This window comes from Brevundimonas sp. NIBR10 (assembly GCF_027912515.1).
In the GTDB taxonomy this organism is placed as follows: domain Bacteria; phylum Pseudomonadota; class Alphaproteobacteria; order Caulobacterales; family Caulobacteraceae; genus Brevundimonas.
In genome coordinates this window covers 2,406,502-2,428,641 of the sequence record NZ_CP115464.1, presented here as the reverse complement: position 1 = coordinate 2,428,641, position 22,140 = coordinate 2,406,502, and the positions used below count along the sequence as shown (strand labels likewise).

At 64.6% G+C, this 22,140-nt stretch carries 20 protein-coding genes; 12 read left to right on the top strand and 8 right to left on the bottom strand.

Features of this window, described 5'->3' with window-relative positions:
* Positions 1 to 10: 10 nt before the first annotated feature.
* Together O5K39_RS11890 and O5K39_RS11885 are read right to left on the bottom strand one after the other, a co-directional pair.
* The gene (locus O5K39_RS11890; protein WP_271143839.1) at positions 11 to 1,603 is read right to left on the bottom strand and encodes an AMP-binding protein; all 1,593 of its coding nucleotides are present in this window, start codon (positions 1,601 to 1,603) and stop codon (positions 11 to 13) included.
* On the bottom strand, positions 1,600 to 2,778 hold the full coding sequence (locus O5K39_RS11885; protein ID WP_271143838.1) for an acyl-CoA dehydrogenase family protein: 1,179 nt from the start codon (positions 2,776 to 2,778) through the stop codon (positions 1,600 to 1,602). The genes O5K39_RS11890 and O5K39_RS11885 overlap by 4 nt, the downstream gene beginning before the upstream one ends.
* 251 nt (positions 2,779 to 3,029) lie before the next feature.
* On the opposite strand from O5K39_RS11885, the gene O5K39_RS11880 reads away from it, so the two are divergent.
* From O5K39_RS11880 to O5K39_RS11845, 8 genes are read left to right on the top strand one after another with little or no spacing between them, the layout of a single operon-like run.
* Positions 3,030 to 4,997 carry an NAD(P)/FAD-dependent oxidoreductase gene (locus O5K39_RS11880; protein ID WP_271143837.1) on the top strand — a complete coding sequence of 656 codons (1,968 nt, stop codon included), beginning with the start codon at positions 3,030 to 3,032 and terminating at the stop codon, positions 4,995 to 4,997.
* A complete protein-coding gene (locus O5K39_RS11875) occupies positions 4,994 to 7,093 on the top strand; it encodes an acetate--CoA ligase family protein (protein WP_271143836.1) in 2,100 nt (699 codons plus the stop codon). The genes O5K39_RS11880 and O5K39_RS11875 overlap by 4 nt, the downstream gene beginning before the upstream one ends.
* Positions 7,090 to 7,983, top strand: a complete 894-nt coding sequence (locus O5K39_RS11870) for an enoyl-CoA hydratase (RefSeq protein ID WP_271143835.1) — start codon at positions 7,090 to 7,092, stop codon at positions 7,981 to 7,983. Before O5K39_RS11875 ends, O5K39_RS11870 begins: the two co-directional genes overlap by 4 nt.
* Positions 7,980 to 9,137, top strand: coding sequence for an acyl-CoA dehydrogenase family protein (locus O5K39_RS11865; protein ID WP_271143834.1), 1,158 nt, complete (start codon positions 7,980 to 7,982; stop codon positions 9,135 to 9,137). Before O5K39_RS11870 ends, O5K39_RS11865 begins: the two co-directional genes overlap by 4 nt.
* Before the next feature lie 4 nt (positions 9,138 to 9,141).
* Entirely contained in the window at positions 9,142 to 10,173 is a 1,032-nt protein-coding gene (locus O5K39_RS11860) for an acyl-CoA dehydrogenase (RefSeq protein ID WP_271143833.1), read from the top strand.
* A complete protein-coding gene (locus tag O5K39_RS11855) occupies positions 10,170 to 12,161 on the top strand; it encodes an NAD(P)/FAD-dependent oxidoreductase (RefSeq protein WP_271143832.1) in 1,992 nt (663 codons plus the stop codon). Before O5K39_RS11860 ends, O5K39_RS11855 begins: the two co-directional genes overlap by 4 nt.
* Complete coding sequence (locus O5K39_RS11850; protein ID WP_271143831.1) at positions 12,161 to 12,829, top strand: SDR family oxidoreductase; 669 nt, start codon at positions 12,161 to 12,163, stop codon at positions 12,827 to 12,829. Before O5K39_RS11855 ends, O5K39_RS11850 begins: the two co-directional genes overlap by 1 nt.
* Before the next feature lies 1 nt (position 12,830).
* The gene (locus O5K39_RS11845; protein ID WP_271143830.1) at positions 12,831 to 13,166 is read left to right on the top strand and encodes a hypothetical protein; all 336 of its coding nucleotides are present in this window, start codon (positions 12,831 to 12,833) and stop codon (positions 13,164 to 13,166) included.
* A 3-nt stretch (positions 13,167 to 13,169) separates the two neighbouring features.
* On the opposite strand, the gene O5K39_RS11840 is transcribed toward O5K39_RS11845, so the two are convergent.
* A complete protein-coding gene (locus O5K39_RS11840; protein WP_271143829.1) occupies positions 13,170 to 14,216 on the bottom strand; it encodes a cyclase family protein in 1,047 nt (348 codons plus the stop codon).
* Between the two features lie 77 nt (positions 14,217 to 14,293).
* On the opposite strand from O5K39_RS11840, the gene O5K39_RS11835 reads away from it, so the two are divergent.
* On the top strand, positions 14,294 to 15,088 hold the full coding sequence (locus tag O5K39_RS11835) for a TIM barrel protein (RefSeq protein WP_271143828.1): 795 nt from the start codon (positions 14,294 to 14,296) through the stop codon (positions 15,086 to 15,088).
* A gap of 7 nt (positions 15,089 to 15,095) precedes the next feature.
* Here the strand turns inward: O5K39_RS11835 and O5K39_RS11830 are convergent, their stop codons facing one another.
* Complete coding sequence (locus O5K39_RS11830) at positions 15,096 to 15,395, bottom strand: hypothetical protein (protein WP_271143827.1); 300 nt, start codon at positions 15,393 to 15,395, stop codon at positions 15,096 to 15,098.
* A 265-nt stretch (positions 15,396 to 15,660) separates the two neighbouring features.
* On the opposite strand from O5K39_RS11830, the gene O5K39_RS11825 reads away from it, so the two are divergent.
* Positions 15,661 to 16,080, top strand: coding sequence for a nuclear transport factor 2 family protein (locus O5K39_RS11825; protein ID WP_271143826.1), 420 nt, complete (start codon positions 15,661 to 15,663; stop codon positions 16,078 to 16,080).
* Entirely contained in the window at positions 16,055 to 17,266 is a 1,212-nt protein-coding gene (locus O5K39_RS11820) for a Gfo/Idh/MocA family oxidoreductase (protein ID WP_348637107.1), read from the top strand. The genes O5K39_RS11825 and O5K39_RS11820 overlap by 26 nt, the downstream gene beginning before the upstream one ends.
* Positions 17,267 to 17,270: 4 nt before the next feature.
* Here the strand turns inward: O5K39_RS11820 and O5K39_RS11815 are convergent, their stop codons facing one another.
* From O5K39_RS11815 to O5K39_RS11800, 4 genes are read right to left on the bottom strand one after another with little or no spacing between them, the layout of a single operon-like run.
* A complete protein-coding gene (locus O5K39_RS11815) occupies positions 17,271 to 18,221 on the bottom strand; it encodes an alpha/beta hydrolase (RefSeq protein WP_271143824.1) in 951 nt (316 codons plus the stop codon).
* Entirely contained in the window at positions 18,218 to 19,003 is a 786-nt protein-coding gene (locus O5K39_RS11810; RefSeq protein ID WP_271143823.1) for an SDR family NAD(P)-dependent oxidoreductase, read from the bottom strand. The genes O5K39_RS11815 and O5K39_RS11810 overlap by 4 nt, the downstream gene beginning before the upstream one ends.
* 7 nt (positions 19,004 to 19,010) lie before the next feature.
* On the bottom strand, positions 19,011 to 20,411 hold the full coding sequence (locus O5K39_RS11805; RefSeq protein WP_271143822.1) for an FAD-binding oxidoreductase: 1,401 nt from the start codon (positions 20,409 to 20,411) through the stop codon (positions 19,011 to 19,013).
* A 4-nt stretch (positions 20,412 to 20,415) separates the two neighbouring features.
* Entirely contained in the window at positions 20,416 to 20,619 is a 204-nt protein-coding gene (locus O5K39_RS11800) for a ferredoxin (protein WP_271143821.1), read from the bottom strand.
* Between the two features lie 205 nt (positions 20,620 to 20,824).
* Between O5K39_RS11800 and O5K39_RS11795 the strand changes: the two genes are divergently transcribed.
* Complete coding sequence (locus O5K39_RS11795) at positions 20,825 to 22,114, top strand: MFS transporter (protein WP_271143820.1); 1,290 nt, start codon at positions 20,825 to 20,827, stop codon at positions 22,112 to 22,114.
* Positions 22,115 to 22,140: the final 26 nt, after the last annotated feature.

The following is a 22,140-nucleotide window of genomic DNA, read 5'->3' as shown; positions in this document are numbered from 1 at the left end:
TCAACGGCCATCAGACGGGCGTCCCGTATTTCAGTCGCAGGGCCTTCTTGTCCGGTTTGCCGACAGCGGACAGCGGAATGGCCTCCACGAAAACCACTGACTTCGGAGCCTGAACGGCCCCCTTCTGCGAACGGACCAGGGCGATCAGGTCTTCGGGACACGGCTCGGAGCCTGGCACGGCAACGACGATCGCCATCACCGCCTCGCCCCATTTCGGATCCGGAACGCCGATGACCGCGGCCTGTCTGACGCCCGGGTGGGTCGCCAGCACATCCTCGACCTCGCGCGCGAACACGTTGAAGCCGCCGGTGACGATCATGTCCTTCTTGCGATCGACGATGCGCAGGAAGCCGTCCGGCCCCTTGATCGCTACGTCGCCCGTATGCAGCCAGCCGCCCTCGAACACCTTCTCCGTTTCCTCGGGCATCCCCAGATAACCCGCCATGAGCAGCGGCCCGCGCACGCAGATTTCGCCAGGCCGGCCGTCTTCGACCTCACGGCAATCGTCATCCAGCAGCGCGACATGGACCCAGGGCGTGGGCCGGCCGCAACTCGCGAGCCGCAGAGGATCATCGGTCAGATGCTCCTTGCGCCGCATGACGGTGACCGACAGCGGCGCTTCGGCCTGGCCATAGAACTGGAAGAAGATCGGCCCCAGCTTGGCAATCGCATCTTTCAGCCGTGAGGCCGGGAACGCCGATGCGCCGTAGAAGACCACCTCGAGACTGGACAGGTCGAACTCGCCAAAGCGCGGATGATCGATCAGCGCAAGCACCATGGTGGGCACCATCAGGGTCGCAGTGATCCGGTATTTCTCGACCGCCGCCATGAACCCGACGGGGTCGAAACCGGGCAGGACCACCATGGCCCCGCCCTTGACCAGGATCGGTGTCAGCGACGCGGCCCCCGCATGGCTCAGCGGCGCGCAGATCAGGTAGCGGATTTCCTCGGGCCATTCCCATTCGGTGAGCTGGATAAGGGACGCCGTCAGAATGCCCCGGTGGGTCACCATGATGCCCTTGGGTTTGCCGGTGGTCCCGCCGGAATAGGCGATCCGCGCCAGGGCGTCCGGATCGACGACGGGTGCCGCCAATGGCCGGGCCTCGTAGGCTGCGGCGGCCTTGTCCAAGGACCGCACACCCTGCCCGCCCAAGGCCAGAAAGTGCTGGATACGAGGGGCGCGCCGCTCGATCTCGGCGACCTGCGCCTCGAAATGATCGGCATCGTAGATCAGAAGGTCGATCTCCGCGTCTTCGATGACATACAGATAGTCTTCGACCGACCCCATCGGGTGCAGGGACGTTGCCACAATCCCGGCGAAGGTCAGGCCGACGGATGCCGCGGGCACTTCCGGTCGGTTCTTCGACAGCAAGGCCGCGCGCAGGGGACGCGGCGACAGTGCGCCATAAGTCTGGGCGTAACGGCTGACCGACGCGGCCATCTGGCCCGCGGTGACCGTGCGTCCGTCGTCGAGGATGACGACGGGACGATCAAGATCGCGGCTCAGAGCGTGGGCGAGCAGGTCGGCGCCGTGGATGGGCTGGCGAAGGACGGCGTCGGGCACGGACGAGGAGGTGGGGCTCGGCGTCGCCAAACCGGTCATGCCGCGCCCTTCACGAAGGTCTGCGGCGGCACCAGTGCGGGCGAGTTGTGGAACAACTGGTTGGCGATGATGGCGTAGTGCATCTCCGAGGCGCCCTCAGCGATCGTCTTGGCCTTGGCGTCGCGCATGTATCGGTTGACCCCGGTGGAATCCATGATCCCGCTGCCGCCCCACATCTGAAGAAGCTTGCAACAGATCTCGAAGCAGGCGTCGCCGATGAACGCCTTGCAGGCGTTGGAGGTCGCAGGCTGCATCTCGCCGCGATCGAAGGCGGCGGCCGTGTCGTAGAGCAACGCGCGGCAGGCCTGGATCTTCGCCCAGGCCTCGGCCATCCAGTAGCTGATCGGCTGAAGCTCGGACATGTTGCGCCCGTAGAGCCGGCGGTCCTTGACGTACTCCAGGGTCAGGTCGAACAGCCCTTCGGCGCATCCGATCGAGGTCGCGACGTGCCCCAGGAGATTGGCGTGGTTGGCGGCGCGGTGGCTGAATCCGCCTGTCAGCAGGTCGCCCAGCACATTTTCAGGCTCGATGCGGACGTTGTCGAAGGCGATCGGTCCCGTGTTGGTTCCTCGCCAGCCCAGCTTGTGCTCATAGGGGGCAATGTGAAGCCCCTCGGCCTCGCGCTCGACGATCACGCAGCCGAAGCCTTCCTTGCCGTCTTTGTCGCGTGTGCGGCACATGACCAGATAGGTCTGCGCGGGCCCTTGTGTGCAATAGAGCTTGGAGCCGTCGAGGCGATAGCCATTCCCGTCGGGGATGGCCCGCGTAAGGTGCTCCATGACGTTGCCGGCGCCCGCAGGCTCGCTCTGCGAATAGGCCATGAGCCGCTCCCCCGAGGCGGAGCGTGGCAGGATGCGCTGTTTCTGCTCTTCGGTGCCCAGGATCGCCACAGCCGCGGGACACAGGATCATCTCGACCGTCAGAGCGCCAGCAAAGGCGGGACTGGCCTTGGCGATCTCTTCGCAGACAAGGCAGACCGAGACCATGTCTGCGCCGGCGCCGCCGTACTCGACGGGGGTGTAAAGGCCATAAAGACCGAACTCGGCCGCCTTGGAGATGAGGGAATCGGGTGTCCTTTCTTCCATGTCGATCTGGTTGGCGATCGGCATGACTTCCTTGCGGGCAAACGCCTCGGCCATGTCACGCAGGGCGCGCTGGTCGTCGGTCAGGATCATGGTCGGTTCCTCACAACCCCCGACCACCCGCGCGGCCAGAACGGGCCGGTTGTCGCCTACGCGGTCATGCGCAGAAAGGGTCAGCCAGCACAAAACGCCACGGCGATGCCGACCATTACCGAGGCGACGCGGGGGCGATAAATGCGCCGGTCGCATTGCATTGAAACGGACGACCGCTATCCCTCTGCCCGATCCTGCGACGGCGATCGGCGCGGGTTCAGACTTGAACAACGACGGATTGGCGGCGGACGATGACGGCTCCAAACGACACGCAAGCGCTGAAGGCTCTCGTCGGAGATCGCTTCCATCTGGCCGAAGCGTTGAAGGCCGCAGACGTGGCTCCCCTGCTGATGGTGCTGATCCACCTCGGCGGCGATCCTGCCTGGCTGGATCGCATCGCGCCCCACATCCAGGGGCCCTGGAGTTTTCACGAACACACGCCCGACGATCTGAAGGCGGAGTTGCGTCAAGCCGTGATCGATCTTCTGGCAGACTATGCAACGACCGGTCGGCAGCTGCCGATCACGCCACCGATGCACCTCCTGCCCCGGATGCTGGATGTCTGCACGGGCCAACACGTTCCGGCCGAATACTATCCGATGGTGCTGGAGGAAATGGACCTCGCCGGCGACGATCCAAAGACCGTCAAATGGCGAAGACCGGTGGCGCGTGAGGCACTGGACCATTTCAACGTCCTTGTCATCGGTGCGGGCTTCTCAGGAGTCGCCATGGGGATCAAGCTCAAGGAAGCGGGGATCGCCTTCACCATCATTGAGAAGAACGAGACCGTCGGGGGCACATGGTACGAGAATTCGTACCCGGGCTGCGGCGTCGATACCGCCAATCATTTCTATTCGTACAGCTTCAACAACAACCACGACTGGGATCATTTCTTCGCCAAACGCGACGAGATATTCCACTATATTCAGCGCAACTCGGATGCCAACGCACTAGGCGATCAGATCCGCTACAACGAAGAAGTCACCAGCGCAGAGTGGGACGACGCGGCCCAGCTGTGGCGGGTCGAGATTCGCGGCAACGACGGCAAGGCTTCAAGCGCGACGGCCAACGTCGTCGTGAGCGCGGTCGGCCAGCTGAACCGGCCGCAGATGCCGACCATTCCCGGAATGGACGATTTCGAGGGTCCTGCCTTCCACACCGCACGCTGGAACCACGAAGCCGACATCGCCGGCCGCCGCGTGGGTCTAATCGGCACCGGCGCCAGCGGGATGCAGGTCGGTCCGGCCATCGCGCCGATCGTCGACAATCTGACCATATTCCAGCGGTCGCCCCACTGGGCCATGGCTAATCCACTCTATTTCGAGACCGTCTCGGATGACAAAAAGTGGGTGCTCAAGAACATTCCCTTCTATGCCAAATGGTTCCGGTTTCAGCTGTTCTGGTCGTCGTCGGATGGCTTCCATCCGATGCTTCAGATCGATCCGACCTGGCCGGACCAGAAGCGGTCGCTCAACGCCGCCAACGCCAAGATCCGCGAACAGCTTGAAGCGCACATCGCCAGCGAACTGAATCATGATCCGGAGCTGATCCGGAAGTCGACGCCCGACTATCCGCCTTACGGCAAGCGGATGCTGCGCGACAATCACTGGTACCGGATGCTGACGCGGACCAACGTCGATCTCGTCACCGACCATATCGACCATATCGAGAAGGACGCCGTCGTCACCAAGGACGGCGTACGCCATCCGGTCGATGTGCTTGTGTTCGCCACTGGGTTTCAGGCTCGGCGGATGCTCAGCCCCATGCATATCGAGGGCCGTGACGGCATCACCATCCGTGAAAGCTGGGGCGAGGACGATCCTCGCGCACATCTGGGCATGACCATGCCAGGTTTTCCCAACCTGTTCCTGATCTATGGCCCCAATACCAACCTGGCCCACGGCGGCAGCGCGGTGTTCCATTCGGAATGCCAGATCCGCTACATCATGCAGGCGATCCGCGAACTGGTCGAAACCGGCGCGACCTCGGTCGAGGTCAAGGAAAAGCCTTTCTGGGACTACCAGGAGAGGGTCGATGTGGCGCACCGGGGCATGGTCTGGTCGCACCCCGGCGTGACCAGCTGGTACAAGAACGCGGCGGGCCGGGTGACGCAGAACTCGCCCTGGAGGCTGGTCGACTATCGCAACATGACCGAAGTCTTCGATCCGTCGGAGTATGAGTTCCGAGGTCCGGCGACAGGCTCGGAGAAGGCGGCATGAGCCTCGCCGCCCTGCTGAAGCCCCGGTCGATCGCCATTATTGGCGCGTCCGACAATCCCAAGCGTGTCGGCGGCATCCCCATGGAGCTACTGGCGCGCGCCGGGTTCGAGAAACTGTATCCCGTCAATCCCAAGAGCCCGACCGTTCAGGGCCGCACGGCCTATGCGGACATCGAATCCGTGCCTGAAGTGGTGGACCTCGCCCTCCTCGCCCTCGGCGCTGACGATGTCGTGCCCTATCTCGATCGCTGCCATGCCGTCGGCGTAAAGTCAGCCGTCGTCTTCGCGGCAGGTTATGCCGAAACCAACGAAGCCGAAGGTCTCGCCCGACAGGCCGCGCTGGAGGCATTCACGGCCCGTACCGGGATGCGCGTCGCCGGACCCAACTGCATGGGCAATGCCAATTTCGTCGATGGCATCTTCACCACCTTCGGCACCAGCTTCCAGCCCGGAGATCCGGCCGGTTCGACCGCCTTGCTGACCCAGAGCGGCAATATGGCTGCCACCGTCTATCGCATCGCCCGCCGCGCCGGGGTGGCCTTCAGCCACGTCATCAACACCGGCAACGAAGCGGACGTCGATTTCGCCGACTATCTCGGCTTCCTGGCCGAGGACCCCGATACGACCTGCGCCCTCTGCTACATCGAGGAACTCCGCAACGGCGGCGCATTCCTGCAAGCAGCCGCCGCGTTCCGGGCCAAGGGCAAGCTGCTGGCCGTCTTCAAGGTCGGGTCCAGCGAAAAGGGCGCGGAGGCCGCTCGTTCGCACACGGCCGCTCTCGCCGGTGACAGCGCCGCCTATGACGCCGCCTTCACAGCCGCCGGGGTTGCAAGGGCGGGCGAACTGGTGGGCCTGTCCGACCTCGCCTACCTGAACCAGTTCGGAACCAAGATTGGCGGCAACGCCTGCGCCATCCTGAGCGTCTCCGGCGCTGCGGGGGCCATCCTGTCGGATGCTCTGGCTTTGAACGGCGGTGACGTCCCCACGCTGCCGGACGACATCCAGGCCGCCTTGCGCGCGGAAATCCCGGCCTTCGGCATGGTGTCCAATCCTGTCGACCTGACCGGCAATCTGGTCAACGCCAATGACTTTCTGTTCGAAGCCATCGGTCTGGCGCTTCGGCCCGATAACATCGACGTCCTGCTGCTGTATCTCCCAGGCGTCTTTCTGGAGCGCGCCCTTGATCAGGTCGAACGCGCCGCCGCGGCGTCCAAAAAGCTGATCGTGGCCATCGACACCTTCGCTCTCGCCGACCGCGCCAAGCTCGCCGCCGCCGGCATCGCCTGTTTCGACGACTTCGACCGCGCAGCGCGCGCCGTCGCGACCTACGGCAGATGGAAGGCTCAGGGCAACGCGGTTGTCACCCCGGCGAGCGCCAGCGCGACCTGGCCCGCCTTCCCGGTTGGAGAGTCCGCCCTTTCGGAAACCGAGGCCAAGCATGCGCTCGCGGCCTTCGGCGTTCCGGTGGTCCACGACGCCGTGGTTCATGACGCCGCTGAGGCCCGTGAGGCCGCCCATAGGATCGGCTACCCGCTCGTCGCCAAGCTGGTTAGCCCGGATGTGGCGCACAAGACCGAGCATGGCCTGATCCGGCTGAGCCTCAGGGACGCAGACAGTGTCGTCGAGGCTTTCGAGGCTATGATGGACAAGGCCAGATCCATGCCCGGCGTGCGGATCGAGGGCGTGACCTTGGAGCCCATGCTTCAAGGCGGCGTCGAAATCCTGGCAGGCGTCACCCGCGATCCCGTCTTCGGCTGGATGTTGACTGTCGGCCTGGGTGGCGTCTGGACCGAACTCATGAAGGACGTTCAGCACCGGCTGTTGCCCGTCGATGCAGCGGGGGCCGAAGCCATGCTTCGCGGCCTCAAGGGCTTCAAGCTGCTGGACGGCTATCGCGGCGGGCCCAGGGGAGACGTCGCGGCGGCGGGCAAGGCGATCGCCGCCCTGTGCAATGCCGTCATGGCTGGCGGCGAGCGACTTCGGGAAGTGGAAATCAATCCGCTTCTGGTCATGCCGGAGGGTCTTGGCGCGATCGCCGTGGATGCCCTGGTGCTTTTGGACAGCGGACAAGACGATACACAGGAGCAGGCCGCATGACCGATCTGGTGGAGCCCAAGGCGACCGAGATCGTCTACGAGACCGAGGAGCCCATCCTCTACGCCGTCGAGGACGGCGTCGCCTGGATCACGATGAACCGTCCCGGTTTCAACAACGCCCAGAACGGTCAGATGACCTATGCGCTGGATGACGCCTTCCAGCGCGCCGTGAACGACGACGACGTCCGCTGTATTGTCCTGGCGGGACAGGGCAAGCATTTCTCGGCCGGGCACGATATCGGCACGCCGGGTCGCGACCTGCACAGGGATTTCGATCGCCGCCTTATGTTCGGCCGCCACGTCAACCGGCCGGCCGCCGAACTGCTCTACACCCGTGAGCAGGAACAGTATCTGGGGATGTGCCGACGCTGGCGCGAAGCCCCAAAGCCGACCGTGGCCATGGTTCAGGGGGCCTGTATCGCCGGAGGTCTGATGCTGGCCTGGGTCTGCGACCTGATCATCGCCTCGGACGACGCCTTCTTCCAGGATCCGGTCGTCCGCATGGGCATCCCGGGCGTCGAGTATTTCGCCCATGCCTTCGAGCTGCCCCCCCGCATCGCCAAGGAGTTCCTGCTGCTCGGTGAGCGGATGACGGCTCAGCGGGCCGAGCAGTTCGGCATGGTCAACCGGATCGTGCCGCGCGACAAACTCCGCGAGGAAACCGCCGCGGTCGCCGCCAAGCTGGCCGCCCAGCCTCGCCTCGGTGCCTGGCTGACCAAACAGGCCGTCAACCATGTCGAGGAACTGCGCGGCAAGAGAACAGCCATGGAGGCGGTGTTCCATATGCACCATTTCGCCCACGCCCAGAACGACTTGACGTCCGACAACAGCCTGGGCGGGCTGGACGCGAAATCCATGGCCTCGGCCAACAAGAAGCAGGCCGGCGAGTGAAGCTCGAGTACACCCCTGAACAGGACGCGTTCCGCGCCGAGGTCCGCGCCTGGATGGAGGCCAACGTCCCGTCCGGGCCCCTCCCCTCCTTCGACCTGACGCGCGAAGGGTTCGAAGCCCACCGCGACTGGGAGCGCAAGCTCAGCGAAGGGCGCTGGGGTATGGTCACCTGGCCCGAGGCCTACGGCGGCCGTGCTCTGGACCTGATCCGCTGGCTGATCTTCGAGGAAGAGTACTACCGCGCCAAGGCTCCGACGCGTGTCAACCAGAACGGCATCTTCCTGCTCGGCCCCACCATGATGGAGTTCGGCACCGAGGATCAGAAGGCGCGGTTCCTGCCGCGCATGGCCGCAGGGGACGACATCTGGGCCCAGGCCTGGTCCGAGCCCGGCGCAGGCAGCGATCTTGCCGGCGTTCGCGCCACCGCGACCCGTGACGGCGACCATTACATCCTCAACGGGCAGAAGACCTGGTCCAGCCGCGCCGTCTTCGCCGACTGGGCCTTCGGCCTGTTCCGCGAACCGGGCAGCGAGCGGCACAAGGGCATGAGCCTGATCCTGTTTCCGCTTGATGCGCCCGGCGTGACACGTCGTCCCATTCAGCGGATGGACGGCAAGATGGTGTTCGCCGAACTCTTCCTGGACAATGTCCGGGTGCCGGTTGCCGATCGCTTGGGCGACGAAGGCCAGGGCTGGCACGTCTGCATGGCCACCGCAGGGTTCGAGCGCGGGCTGATGCTACGCTCGCCCGCCCGTTATCAAGTCGCGGCGTCCAACCTGCTGACACTGTACGAAAACAACAAGAACTCGCTCCCGGCCTCGGTTGCCGAGCGCGTGGCCCAGAGCTGGATGGATGCCGACGCCTATGCCCTGTCGATCTATTCGACCGCGTCGCGCCTGACGGCGGGCGGATCGATCGGGCCGGAGTCCTCGACAAACAAGATCTTCTGGTCCGAAATGGATATCGCCCTGCACCAGACCGCGCTCGACATTCTGGGTGACCGGGCCGAGTTGGCGCCGCCAGACCTGGGCACGACGGCAGTCGACTGGCTGGAGGACTATATCTTCGCCCTCGCGGGTCCGATCTACGCCGGATCGAACGAGATCCAGCGCAACATCATCGCCGAGCGGATGCTCGGCCTGCCGAGGGCCTGAGCCGATGCAGTTCGCCTTCGACGAAGATCAGCTCGCCATGACCGACGCCGCGCGGGTCATGCTGGTCGAGACCTGCACCCCCGCCGACCTGCGCCATCTTCTGGAGCGGAACGAAGCCTGGGATGAGGCGCGTTGGAACGCTATCCGGGACATGGGATTGGTAGCGATGCTCGCCCCCGAGGACGCTGGCGGTCTCGAGCTCGCACCGGTCGACTTGGTCGGCATTGCAGAGGCTGCGGGCTATGTAGGCCTGCCCGAGCCTCTGGTCGAACAAGCCGGGATTGTCGTCCCGTTGCTGGCTTCGCTTGCCGACGATCGCGGCTGGATCGAGCGTGTGATCAGGGGCGAGGTCGTCGCCGTCGGCCATCCGGCAAATCCGTTCGTCGCCGACGCGGATACGGCCGGTGCCTTCATCCTCCCTCATGGCGCGGAGCTCCATCTGGTAGAACGAGAACAGGTTTCACTGACGCTCCGGCATAGTGTCGATACCTTCCGTCGGCTGTTCACTGTCGATTGGAGCCCGTCGCCAGAAACCATGGTCGGGTCCGACTGGGGTCAGACCGCCGATCGCGGCGCTCTGTTCACCGCAGCCCAGTTAATCGGTCTTGGCCAGCGCGCCATCGACCTCGCCGTCGCCTACGCCAAGGACCGGACTCAGTTCGGAAAGCCGATCGGCAGCTACCAGGCGGTCAAACATCTGATCGCCTCGGCCCAGGTCAAGATCGAGTTCGCCCGCCCCGTCGTTCACGCCGCTGCTGCCGAGCTCCCCCTCGACACTTTCGCCTCCCGCGCCCGCGTCGCCCATGCCAAGATCGCCGCCGGCGACGCGGCCGATCTCGCCACCCGAACGGCGGTCCAGGTCTATGGCGCCATGGGAATGACCCGCGAAGCCGACGTCCATTTCTTCCTCAAGCGTACCCTGGCGTTACGCTATGCCTGGGGTACGGCCTTCGATCATCGGGCGACCGTGATCGAGCGTTTGAACACCCGGCCGACAGGACCCGATATGACCTTTGCCAGTCGGGTGCCAGCGTGAGCGCGACCTTCGCTGTTCCTGGTCTCTCAGACGTCGCCCCGCTGACGGCGAGCGATGACGAGATCGATGCGGCGGTCGGCGATCTCGGCCTGTTGCCGCTTCTGATGTCAGTCGTCCACCTGACAGGCAGCACCGAAATTCTGCGCGCCGCAGGACCGACCCTGAGACCCCAGTATTCCACCGACCTGTCGGGCAGTGTCCCCGCCGACCTCCAGGTCGAACTGCGCGCCAAGGCGGCCCAGGCGATCAAGGCATGGCGTGATGCGGGTTGCCCCGCCCCTCACCTTCCAGACACGATTCAACTGCGCGAGATGATCGCCACGCTGACCGGCAAGTCGCTCGACCCTCGCTACGAACCCCTGATCGCCGAGGAACTGGGCTTCGGCGGCGATGCCCGTGCGTTTCAATGGGACAAGCTCGTCGATCAGACAGCGGTCAACGCCAAGCCGGTAATGACCGTCGGAGCCGGGCTTTCGGGTCTGGTTATGGGCTATCGGCTCAAAGAGGCCGGCATTCCCTTCACCATCGTCGAGAAGAACAGCGGCCCTGGCGGTACCTGGTTCGAGAACCGCTTTCCCGGCGCGCGTGTGGATGTGCCCAGCCACTGCTATTCCTTCACCTTCGTGCGCGACCAGACCTGGCCGGAACTGTTCTCGCCGTGGCCGGTGTTGCGATCCTATTTCGCGGACCTGGCGGATCGCCTGGGGCTCACATCGCACATCCGGTACGAGACCGAAGTTCTGCGCGCCGTCTATGATGACGAGTCTGCGCATTGGAATGTGACGTTGCGCTCGGCCGGGGGCGAGGAACAGGTTCGTGTCGCCGCACTGGTCAGTGCCGTCGGGCAGCTCAACCGCCCCCTGATCCCGGACATCGAAGGTCAGGATGCATTCAAGGGGGTTCGCGTCCACACGGCGAAATGGTCGGAAGACCTGTCGGCCGAAGGCAAGAAGGTGCTCGTCATCGGTTCGGCCGCGACGGCCTTGCAGATCGTGCCCGAACTGGCCGAGCAGGCGGCCCACTTGACCGTCTTTCAACGCTCCCCGACCTGGGTTCTCGTCCACCCGGAGTACCGCCGAAAGGTCTCGGACTCCGAGCACTGGGCCATGGACACTCTGCCCGGCTATGCCCGTTGGACCCGGGCGATCATGTACAACTGGGCGCTGGACGGTTCGCCCGACCATATGGTGATCGATCCGCAATGGACCGGAGGGCCGCAGGCCGTCAGCGCCGCCAATGACGCCGCGCGCGAGCGCCTGACCCAGGGCATGAAGGCCGCCATCGGCGACGATCCGGAACTGCAAGCGAAGCTGATCCCGACCTACCCACCCTATGTGAAGCGACCCAATCTGGGAGACGGCGGCTATTTCCGCGCCTTTCAGCGTGAGAATGTCACCCTGTGCACCGATGGTGCCGCGCGTTTTGACGAGACCGGAATCATCGATGGCAAGGGGGTCCATCACGACGCAGACATCGTCGTCTATGCCACCGGGTTCAAGGCGCTCGAATATCTGGCCCCGATGGAGATCGTGGGTCGAACCGGAAAGAGGATCGACCAATTCTGGGACGACACGCCACGCGCCCACCTCGGTATCACCGTACCCGAGTTTCCCAACCTTTTCCTGATGTATGGGCCGGGCACCAACCTGGGTTTCAATGGCAACCTGTTCTTCAACTCCGAATGCCAGGCGCGATACATCGCCAACGCCCTGAAATGGATGGTGCAGGACGACATCGACGCGATCGAACTCAAGCCGACGGTCTTTGCGGATTATTCCGCCCGGATGGACGCGGCGCTGTCCCGGTTCACCTGGTCCCACGACAGCGCGGGAAGCTGGTACAAGAACGCCGCGGGAAAGGTCATCGCAAACTCGCCCTGGCCATTGATCGACTACTGGGAATGGACCCGGGCACCGGACCCGCAAGAGTTCATCACCACGCGCGTGTCGGCTCATATCGACAGCCCAGCCACTGAAGGAGTTGCCTGATGGCCGTCATTATCGTCACGGGAGGCTTCGGGGCTCTGGGTCGCGCCGTTGTCCGCCATCTGGCTGATGCCGGGCATCAGGTCGCCGCCGTCGATATGGCTCCCGTCTCGACGGAAACCCTAGCCAAACTGACCCTGGGCGGCGTCGATCTGGCGGAAGAACACGCAGTCGCCGAGGCCTATCGAAATGTGGTCAGCGACCTCGGAGCGATTGGCGGCGTCGTCAACATCGCCGGGGGTTTCGTATGGGAGACCGTGGCGGACGGCTCGCTGGACAGCTTCGACCGGATGTATCGCATGAACCTGCGCACGGCAGCCGCTTCGTGTCGCGCGGCGATTCCGCTGCTTGTGGAGGGATCGGCGATCGTCAACGTGGGTGCTGCCGGGGCCGTCCGACCTGGCACAGGGTTCGCGGCCTATGCCGCGTCAAAGACTGGCGTTCACGCCCTGACCGAAAGCCTGGCCGAAGAACTCAAGGGCAGGGGCATCCGTGTGAATGCGGTCCTCCCGACCATTATCGACACACCGACGAACCGCGCCGACATGCCCGACGCCGATACATCGGCCTGGGTCAGTCCGGAAGCGGCGGCGCGGGTCATCGCCTTCCTGCTGTCTCGCGAATCCGGCGCGGTGACCGGAGCCGCCATTCCTCTGTCGCTGGCCGGCTGAAATGGGCCAGTACACCTACGTGGCCTTCATCTGTCCGACACCGGGGCGAGAGCAGGAGTTCGATCACTGGTACGACACCGTGCATATGCCGGACGTGGCCAGAATGCCGGGCGTTGTCAGCGCGCGACGATTCAACATCGAACGGATCAAGACCAAGGACTGGGAGCCGCCGGCGTGGCGATCCATGGCCATTTATGAGCTTGAGACAGACGATCCCGAAATCACGCTCGCAGCCATCCGGGAGGCCTCCGGAACCGAAATCATGCCGCTCAGCGACGCCATGACAAAGGACGGAATGCTGACGATCGTGGGCCGCCCTACCGCCTCGATCGGCTGAACCTCAGACCGTCCCGACACCGGTCACGGGAGATCCCACCGCGCCGGGCAGACGAAGCGGCGGTGCGGTCAGCAGAAAGCGTGACCGGTCATGTGCCCGGAGCCAGTCGGCCAGGTCGGACAGCAGGAACAGCTCGCCCAATGGGATGCCAAGCTTGAACAGGCACAGGTGATGCAGGGGAATATGCGTGCCGTGGCCGTGCGGCACACTGGAGGGCGGCAAAAGCTCCACCGCCTCATTGTCCGACAGGATGGCGACGAGGCCACTGTCATCGATCCATCGCTGCAACCGCTCGTCTGCACCGTCCAACCCCGAACACCGATGCTGATCGAAGGGCGCGGACGGATCGCTGTAGCGTCCCAGAAGCGCGCGATCGAAACCTGTCCGCAGGCATAGAACATCTCCGGCCTCGACCGAGGTCCGGTCCGCCTCGAGTATGCGCATTAGCGGGTCATAGCCCACCGCCACTCGCTCCAGGCCGACATGGCTGAACAGATCGACCATGACCCCGCGCGCCTGCAAGGCAGTTTCGGCCATGGTTTCAATACCCAGGGCCCCTGCACCATACGGGCCGTCGCAGGCTCGCCGATCCCGGAGATAATCGACGGGTCCATGGATGTGATCGTTAGCCCGAAAACCGTTGTAATAGGTCGCTTCGCGGCATCCATCGCCATGGGCGTCATGCAGCGCGCCGATGTGGCAAAGACTGTCCCACTGGGTCGAGAACTGAAGGCTGATCAGCGCCTTGTCGTCACAGACCACATCGTCCTGATCCGGGTTCACGCGCGACATCGGATAGTTCAGCGTCGGATCCTCGCCTCGCAGGAAAAACCCCAACTCGGGCGGCTTTCGGCGAGGATGCAGTTCCACGTGTCGCGGACAGTCGAGCGGCAAGGACAGACAGAACGCCAAGCCTTCGCGGACCTCCTGGGCGGCCGCTCGCCGACGCTCCGGCGTGATCAGATTCAGTCGACCAAGCTGGTCGTCCGGACCGAAATCGCCCCAGTTCGAGCCTTCGGGCCGCAGGGTCCAGCGAACAGACTTCGTCATGACATTTTCCTCAAGCAGATCATCGATTGCAACGACCTCGATGCATTGGCAAGAACCAAGCTCCGTTGGAGCTTGCGATGCACCCTATGATCTCGGTTAACACGCTCAGCCTCGCGCCCGCTCCTTTCGACGTCCATGTCGATCAGGTCGTCCGCCTGGGCCTGAACGCGATCAGCCCGACGCTCGAGGAAGTCACGGAGTTCGGCTCCGCGCAGGCTCGCCGACTGCTTGACGACGTGGGACTGTCCGTAGCCACCTTCACCCACCGGGCCTTTGCCTACGCCACACCGGAACTGGCAAAGGCCGGTCGGGAGCGGCTGCTAGCAACCCTGCGTCTCGCACAAGAGATCCAAGCCGATTCCATCACCATGACGACGGGGGGGCGCGAACACCTGTACTGGCCCGACGCCGCCCAAATGTTCGCCCAGGCCATCGCGCCCTGCGCACAAAGTGCTCGTGAGGTCGGGATCAAGCTGGCGATCGAACCCACGTCGCATCTCTATGCCGACGTCTCGATCGCCCATCGATTGGCGGACACGGTCTCACTGGCAAAACAGGCCGGCATTCATCTGGGCATAGACCTTTTCGCCTGCTGGATGGATGCGGATATCGACGCCGCCATTCGAGCCGCCGCTCCCCTGTGCGCCGTCGTCCAGGTCAGCGACTACGTGATGGGGGACCGCGCCCTGCCCTGTCGCGCTGTGCCGGGCGATGGCGGGATCCCCTTGGGCCGGCTCTTGCCTCAAATCGTGGCCGCAGGGTTCAATGGCTGGTTCGATCTGGAAATTATCGGCCCGCGGATCGCCGCCGAAGGGCATGAAGCCGCCCTGACGCGCGCCGCAAACACGATCCGCATGATCCTCTCCGCCTGACTCCCGCTTAGCCGGTTCTCGTTCCTGAAAGTGGGAATGTGCCAAACGCGCCCGCTTTCACCGAGCCTGCAATGGCGTCGCCATCGATCGTGGCCTCGTTCTCCAGGGTCATCGGCATCGGTGACGTCATCTTGGTCACCCACCGGATCGTGTCGCCCTCGATCGTTCCGTCAGTGATCTCATTGGTTCCCATCTGTCCGGCCTGGGAACCGGTCCAGGTCGCGCCGTCGGTCTTGACCGTCAGGACCGCCTTCTGGTCCCCCATCGGTGACTTCACGGTGACTTCATACACGCCGTCGATCGCCATTCTTGTCTCCTGTTGAACCGGATCTTTCGGCGGAACCCGGCCAAAAATCCTGCAGGCTCCACCGTATGGCCGACGCAGCCATTTAAACATCGCCGAGAAGCAAAGTTCGCCCCGGCGAAACACGCGCCGAGAGGCAAGTGCGCTGCTGACAGAACTTCCGTCGCCCTCGCATGGTGAGTCGATAATCGAGCAGCCAAGCGCTCTCCGCCGCCTTTCAACTCGATAGGCAAGGTCGCGATCGACCAGCAACCATGCGAGCACGACGATGACCGACATTCAGGACTGGATCGCCATCTGCGAGGTCAAGGCGCGGTATTGCCGCCTCATGGACACCAAACAGTGGGATGCGTGGCGCGATCTGTTCACCGAAGACTACGAGCTGGATGTTTCGGAGGCCGGCGGCCCGCCGCCGATCAAGGGCCGGACGGAGGCCCTCGGAATGGCCATGTCTTTCGTCTTGCCCGCGATCACTGTCCATCAGGTCCATTGTCCCGAGATCACTATCAACGGAGACACCGCCGAGGGCATCTGGGCCATGCAGGATCGGGTCGTGTTCGGACCGCAGGGCCCCTCTCTTTCGGGCTTCGGCCATTATCACGACCGGTTTCGGCGCCTTGACGGGGTCTGGAAGATCTCGGCGTCGAAATTGACGCGGCTGCATGTCGACATGGTCGCGATCGGCTAGCGCCACGACGAGAGCGGGTTGGCCAAAGCCTGTCGCAAACAAGACCATGGAACGCAGAGCGCACATGACAAAGCCCCTGAGAGTCGGAATCATTAGCGCCCAATGGGGCGCCATGGGACATCTGCCGGCGTGGCGACTGATCCCGGACGTCGAGGTCACCGCCATGTGCACCTCCCGCCAGGAGACAGCCGAGGCCGCGGTCGCGCAACACGGGATCGCGCGGCCATTCTGGGATTTCGAGGCGATGTGCGCCGACCCCGACATCGACATCATCGACGTCGGCAGCAGCCCGATCCTGCGCGAGTCCATGGTCGCGGCCGCCATCCGCGCCGGCAAGCACGTCGTCAACAACATGCCGTTCGCGACCTCGGGCGAGGCCGCCGACCGCCTCGCCGCGCTTCAACAGAACGCCGGCGTGGTCGGTGGTGCCGCCTCCAGCCTGGCGGGGCTGCCCCATCTTGCCCTGATGAAGGAGATGATCGACGCCGGGGAGATCGGCGAGGTCTTCCAGATCGACACCGCCTTCCAGCTATCCTTCTTCCTGGAGATCATGCCGGGCTTTCCCTATCTGTGGTTCGGCAAGGCGGGCCTAGGCGTCAGCGTGACCCGCAACCACGGCTCCCACATCCTGCACGCACTCCGGTACCTGAACGGCCCCATCACCTCCGTCGTCGCCCGGATGGAGACCCAGCTCAAGACCTGGAACGTCCCGGGCGAGGGCCCGCGTGCCGCCGAAACCGACGACACCTGCCACGCCCTGCTCGGCTTCGCCAATGGTGCCATGGGCTCCATGCGAACCTCCTGGACCGCCGCCGACAGCCCAGGCTTCACCCTGGATGTGTTCGGCAGCAAGGGCAGGCTGAAACTGGACGCCCTGCTCTATCCCAGCATCTCCACGGCCAAGCTCTACGCCTCGACCGGACCGATCAGCATGGTTCCGACCGGCTCCGAGGTAGTCGTGCCCGATCGGCTTTTGAGCGTTGCGGGTCGCCGCGTCGAACCGTCCGCCGCCGACATGATGAATGGTGGCCAGACACTATCGCTCGCCCGCGTCTTCGAAAGCGTCGTCGCCGAAATCCGGGGAACCGGCCAAGCCATGCCGAATTTTGGCCGCGCCGCCGAAATCCAGCGCCTGATCGACGCCCTCTACGCTTCGCACGCTTCGCGGGGCTGGATCGACGTCTGAACGTTCAGCCGGCCTCCCCGGCTGCGCTTCGTATCCATCGCGACACCTCTGCCAATGCCTCGGCAGCCAGCGGAATGGCTCCCGCGGCGCCCAGATAGCCGTGCACCATGCCGGCGTCGCACCGCGTCGCGACCGCGATCCCCGCCTGTGCCAGGTGGTCGGCATAGGCCAGACCCTCGTCGCGCAGCGGGTCGAGCTCTGCAACGGCCACGAACGTGGCGGGAAGGCCGACGGGATCCGTCAGCCGAAGCGGCGAGATCAGCGGATCCGAGCGATCAACCCCAGACGGTGCGTAGTGGTCCCAGAAGTAACGCATGTCGGCTGTCGAAAGCAGCCAGTTCCGCTCGCCCACCTCCTGATAGGAGCCGGTCGTGAAATCGTGATCCGTCACCGGGTAGGCGAGGACTTGGCCGACCAGCCTGGGGCCGTTGCAATCGCGTGCCCGGATGGCGCAGGCGGCCGCCAGATTGGCGCCCGCGCTCTCGCCGACTACGAGCAGAGGTCCGGGCCGGGACGCCGCCGCCCATTCGAGGACGGCATAGGCGTCGTCCAGAGGCTGAGGAAAGGGGTGCTCAGGGGCGAGCCGGTAGTCCACGCTGATGAACTCACACTGGCTTGCTGCAGCCAGGCGTCGGCATGTCGTATCCGAGAAATCCAGGTCGCCGATGACCCAGCCGCCCGCATGAAGATAGACGCAGACGCCCAGCGGCGGACCTGAAGGTACATAGCGACGGACCGGGATGGGACCATTGGGGCCTTGGACGACGGCATCGACGACAGCCTCCAGTCCGACGAGGCCGGCCGGTGTCGGCGCCGCCATCATGGAGGCGCGCAACATCTCGCGGGCGACCGTCGGCGACACCTGATGCAGAAAGGGCCGGTTGGCCGCCGCGTAGGCATCGATGATCGCCTGGAACACCGGATGGGGCCGGGAGGAGTTGGCGGCGTCGCTCATGCGGTCGCCTCCAGCCGACGACGTTGTTGGGCGATGATGTTTGGCTGCCCGCTATGCGCCATCCTGCCCCCATCGACCACGAAGGTCGCGCCGGTCACGAACGAGGCCTCGTCGGATGCGAGAAAGGCCACGACATTGGCAACCTCGTGCGGTTGTCCCACGCGCCCCATAGGAATGCCGTCCAGCCATTCCTGGCGATCCGCTTGGCTACCATGGGTGCCTACGCCCATGGCGGTGGAGCCTATAGCCCCCGGGCACACCACATTCACCCTGATGCCGTCGCGGGCGCAGTCCAGGGCCAGTGAGCGGGTGTAATTGATCACCGCCGCCTTGGACGCATTGTAGGCGCTGAACCCATAGTCACCCAAGAGGCCCGAGACCGAGGCGATATTGACCACGGCTCCGCCGCCGGATCGCCGCATCGCCGGGATCGCATCCCGACAGGTGCGATAGACTGACGTCGCATTGACGGCGAACACCCGTTCCCATTGCGCTTCGGACAGATCCGGCGTCTCGGCAAGCACGCCTATCCCAGCATTGTTGACCAGAATATCGAGCCGCCCGAAGCGGCTCATCGTTTCGGCGACCATCGCGGTGACCTGGGTCGAGTCCGTGACGTCCGTCGCGATGAACAGACTACCGGCCGCGTCGGGCTCCGGGGCCTTGATGTCGGCGACCACGACCTGAGCGCCTTCGCTGGCGAGGCGCGCGACAATCGCCGCGCCGATGCCGGTGGCTCCGCCCGTGACGATCGCAACCCTGCCCTGAAAACGATCGGTCATGGCCACCTCACATCGCGTCGAGCAATTTTCCGGGATTCAGGACGCGGTTTGGATCAAGCGCGCCCTTCAATGTCCGCATCAGATCGATTTCCGCTGGCGAACGGGTCCAGGACAGATAGGGCGCGCGGGACACGCCGATCCCGTGCTCCGCCGCGATCGAACCGCCGACGTCACGCACCGCGTCGAAGATCGCCGTGTCGAAACCGCGCTGGATGTCGGTGTCCATGGAGCCACGGCTGACGATCGCATGCAGGTTCCCGTCGCCGGCATGGCCGTAGAACAGGACACTGGCGTCGGGATAGACCTTGGCCAGACCCGCACGCGCCGCCGCCACGAAGGCAGGCATATCGGCGATGCCCATGCTCACGTCGTAGGCGCAGAAGGGACGCAAGGGCGTCAAACCCGGCGTCATATCCTCGCGCACCGCCCAGATGTTTTCCCGCTCGCGATCGGACTGGGCGATGATCGCATCGGCGACCAACCCCTCTTCGATCAGGCTCATCAGGACCCGTTCGAACTGCTCGTTGTCGGCGACCGCGTCGCCCCCCATCGCCTCGACAAGCGCGTAGAATCCATGGCCTGGAGCCATGGGTGCAGGACGTTGCGACGACTGCGCCTCGGTCATCGCCGCGTAGAAATCGCTCCACATCAGTTCGAACGACGACAGCTTGCCCGAAAGCGCGACCTCGAGCCGCCTCATCGCGATGATGGCGTCCTCGAACCGTTCGGTCGCGATCAGGGCGGTCTGGCGCGAGGTCGGAATAGGCCGCAGCCTCAGCACGGCCCGGGTGACGATGCCGAGCGTCCCCTCGCTGCCGATCAGGAGATGCTTCCAGTTATAGCCGGCGTTGTCCTTGAGCATCTTGGTCAGGGACGACACGATCGTACCGTCGGCCAACACGACCTCCAGCCCGATCACCATGTCCCGCATCATGCCCCAGCGGATGACCCGGTTACCACCGGCATTGGTGCCGATCACCCCGCCGATGGTCGCCGATCCCCGGGCACCGAGGTCGAGGGGCAGGAATGCGCCTCGGACTTCCGCCGCTTCCTGAGCCAGTTGCAGGATGCAGCCCGCCTCGACGGTCATGGTCATCGAAAGGGGGTCGATTTCGACGACACGGCTCATCCGCTCCAGCGACAAGGCGATCCCGCCGTCCGCAGGCACGGCCGAACCGACCGTGCCGCTCTGCCCCCCCACGACGGTGATGGAAAGCCCCCGCCGGCTCGCCAGCCTGACGATGGCGGCGACCTCGTCCGTGCTGGCGGGTTTGACCAGGGCCACCGGTCGAGACTGATACTTTCGCGACACGTCCACGCGGTAGCGTTCGCCGATCGCATCGCCAATGTGGACATGGTCCTCCCCGACGACGGTGCGCAGTTCCGCTTCCAGTCCGTCGCAGGTCACCGGTTCATCCCTGGCGCTCGATCCGCAGGGCGTGTTTGGGGCAGACGCGGACGGCGGCCTCGGCCTTGGGCCTATCCGCTTCGGTCAGTTCATCTCGAAGCACGATCAGGTTGTCGTCGTCGTCAATCTCAAGGAGTTCGGGTGCCTCGAAGGTGCAGACTCCGTTGCCGTCGCACAGCGGCCATTCCACCACCAGCTTGTCCGCCATTCCAGCTACTCCCACGATCCTGCCAGCCTCTGGCTATGCGCGGGCCCAAGGGGGGTCAATCGAGCGGCCGGCAAATCCGCCACGGCGATGCCCTTGGCCGACGTCGTGCAATCACTGGCCATCCGGTGTTGCATGACGGTGTCGCGGCTGCCGCTGGCCGCGGCCAATCGTCTGCCGTGTCCGTGTCTTGGGAACATCCGCGTCAATGGCCGCTTCCGAAAATCAAGTACAGACGGGCCCAATCAAGGCCGCCGGGCTCGGTAGCACCCGTGCGGAATGGCGCGCCAACTGGCCGGTCGTAGCGGCGGCGACGACGGGCGTCGCCATATCGACCATCAACATCTATTCGGTCGGCCTGTTCATCGCCCCTTTCGAGGCCGACTTCGGATGGTCGCGCGGCGACATTTCCTTCGGCCCGGCTCTCGCCGGATTCGCCACCATCTTGACGGGCCCGATGATCGGGTTGGCGATCGACCGGTTCGGGCCTCGCCGGGTGGGCCTGATGGGCGCTGTCGTCATCACCATCCTGACGGCCCTCCTGTCCCAGATCACGTCCGACATCCGATCCTGGTGGGCGTTCTGGGTGCTGCTGGCGGCCATCAACGCCTTCGTGCAGCCGACCGTCTGGACCGCCGGCGTATCGGGCTTTTTCAACGCGAGCCGTGGCCTGGCGTTCGCGATAACCCTGTGCGGCAGCGGCCTGGCGTCGCTGATCACCCCGGTCCTGACCTACCAGTTGATCGAACAATTCGGATGGCGTGGCGCGTTCGTCGGGCTCGCTGTCTTTTGGGGCTTGATCGCCATCCCGATGATCCTGTTCTTCTTCACGAGCCAGATCGACGTGAACAGGCGGGCGGTTAAGGCCGGAAAGATAGAAAGGGCGAAGCCCCCCTCAGGAGGCCTGTCCGTGCTTTGGTCTCGGAGCTTTGTCCAGATCGCCCTGGGCGGCTTCCTGATCGCGTCGGTCGTGGTGCCTCTGGTCGTCAATCTGGTGCCGGTGCTGACCTGGAACGGCATCGACCGATCTCATGCCGCCGAGATCGCGGCCTCTCTCGGCATCGCTTCAATCGCGGGCCGTCTGGTCGTCGGCCATCTTCTGGATCGGTTCGATGGCCGCGTGCTGGCGGCGGTCAGCGTATGCCTTCCCATGGGGGCCAGTCTTCTTCTGCTAGCATTTCCCGGGTCAATGCCCATGGCCTTTGCGGGCGTCATCCTGCTGGGCCTGACCCTGGGTGCCGAACTGGACCTGGTGGCCTACCTGACGTCCAGATACTTCGACCTGGATCGCTTTGGTCTGCTGTTCGGCGTCATCGGTGCCCTGATCACCCTGGCGGGTGGCGCAGGTCCGTGGGTTGTCAGCCTCGTCTACGATCACTCGGGATCTTACCGCCCGGTGCTTCTGGCCGCCTTCCCCATGTGCCTGGCGGCCGCGGCCCTGTTTGCATCGCTCAAGCCGTATCGCGTTATGACGCCGAAACCCGCTGCCGCGACCTAGGTCGCAAAGCCAGGCGGCATCGCCTG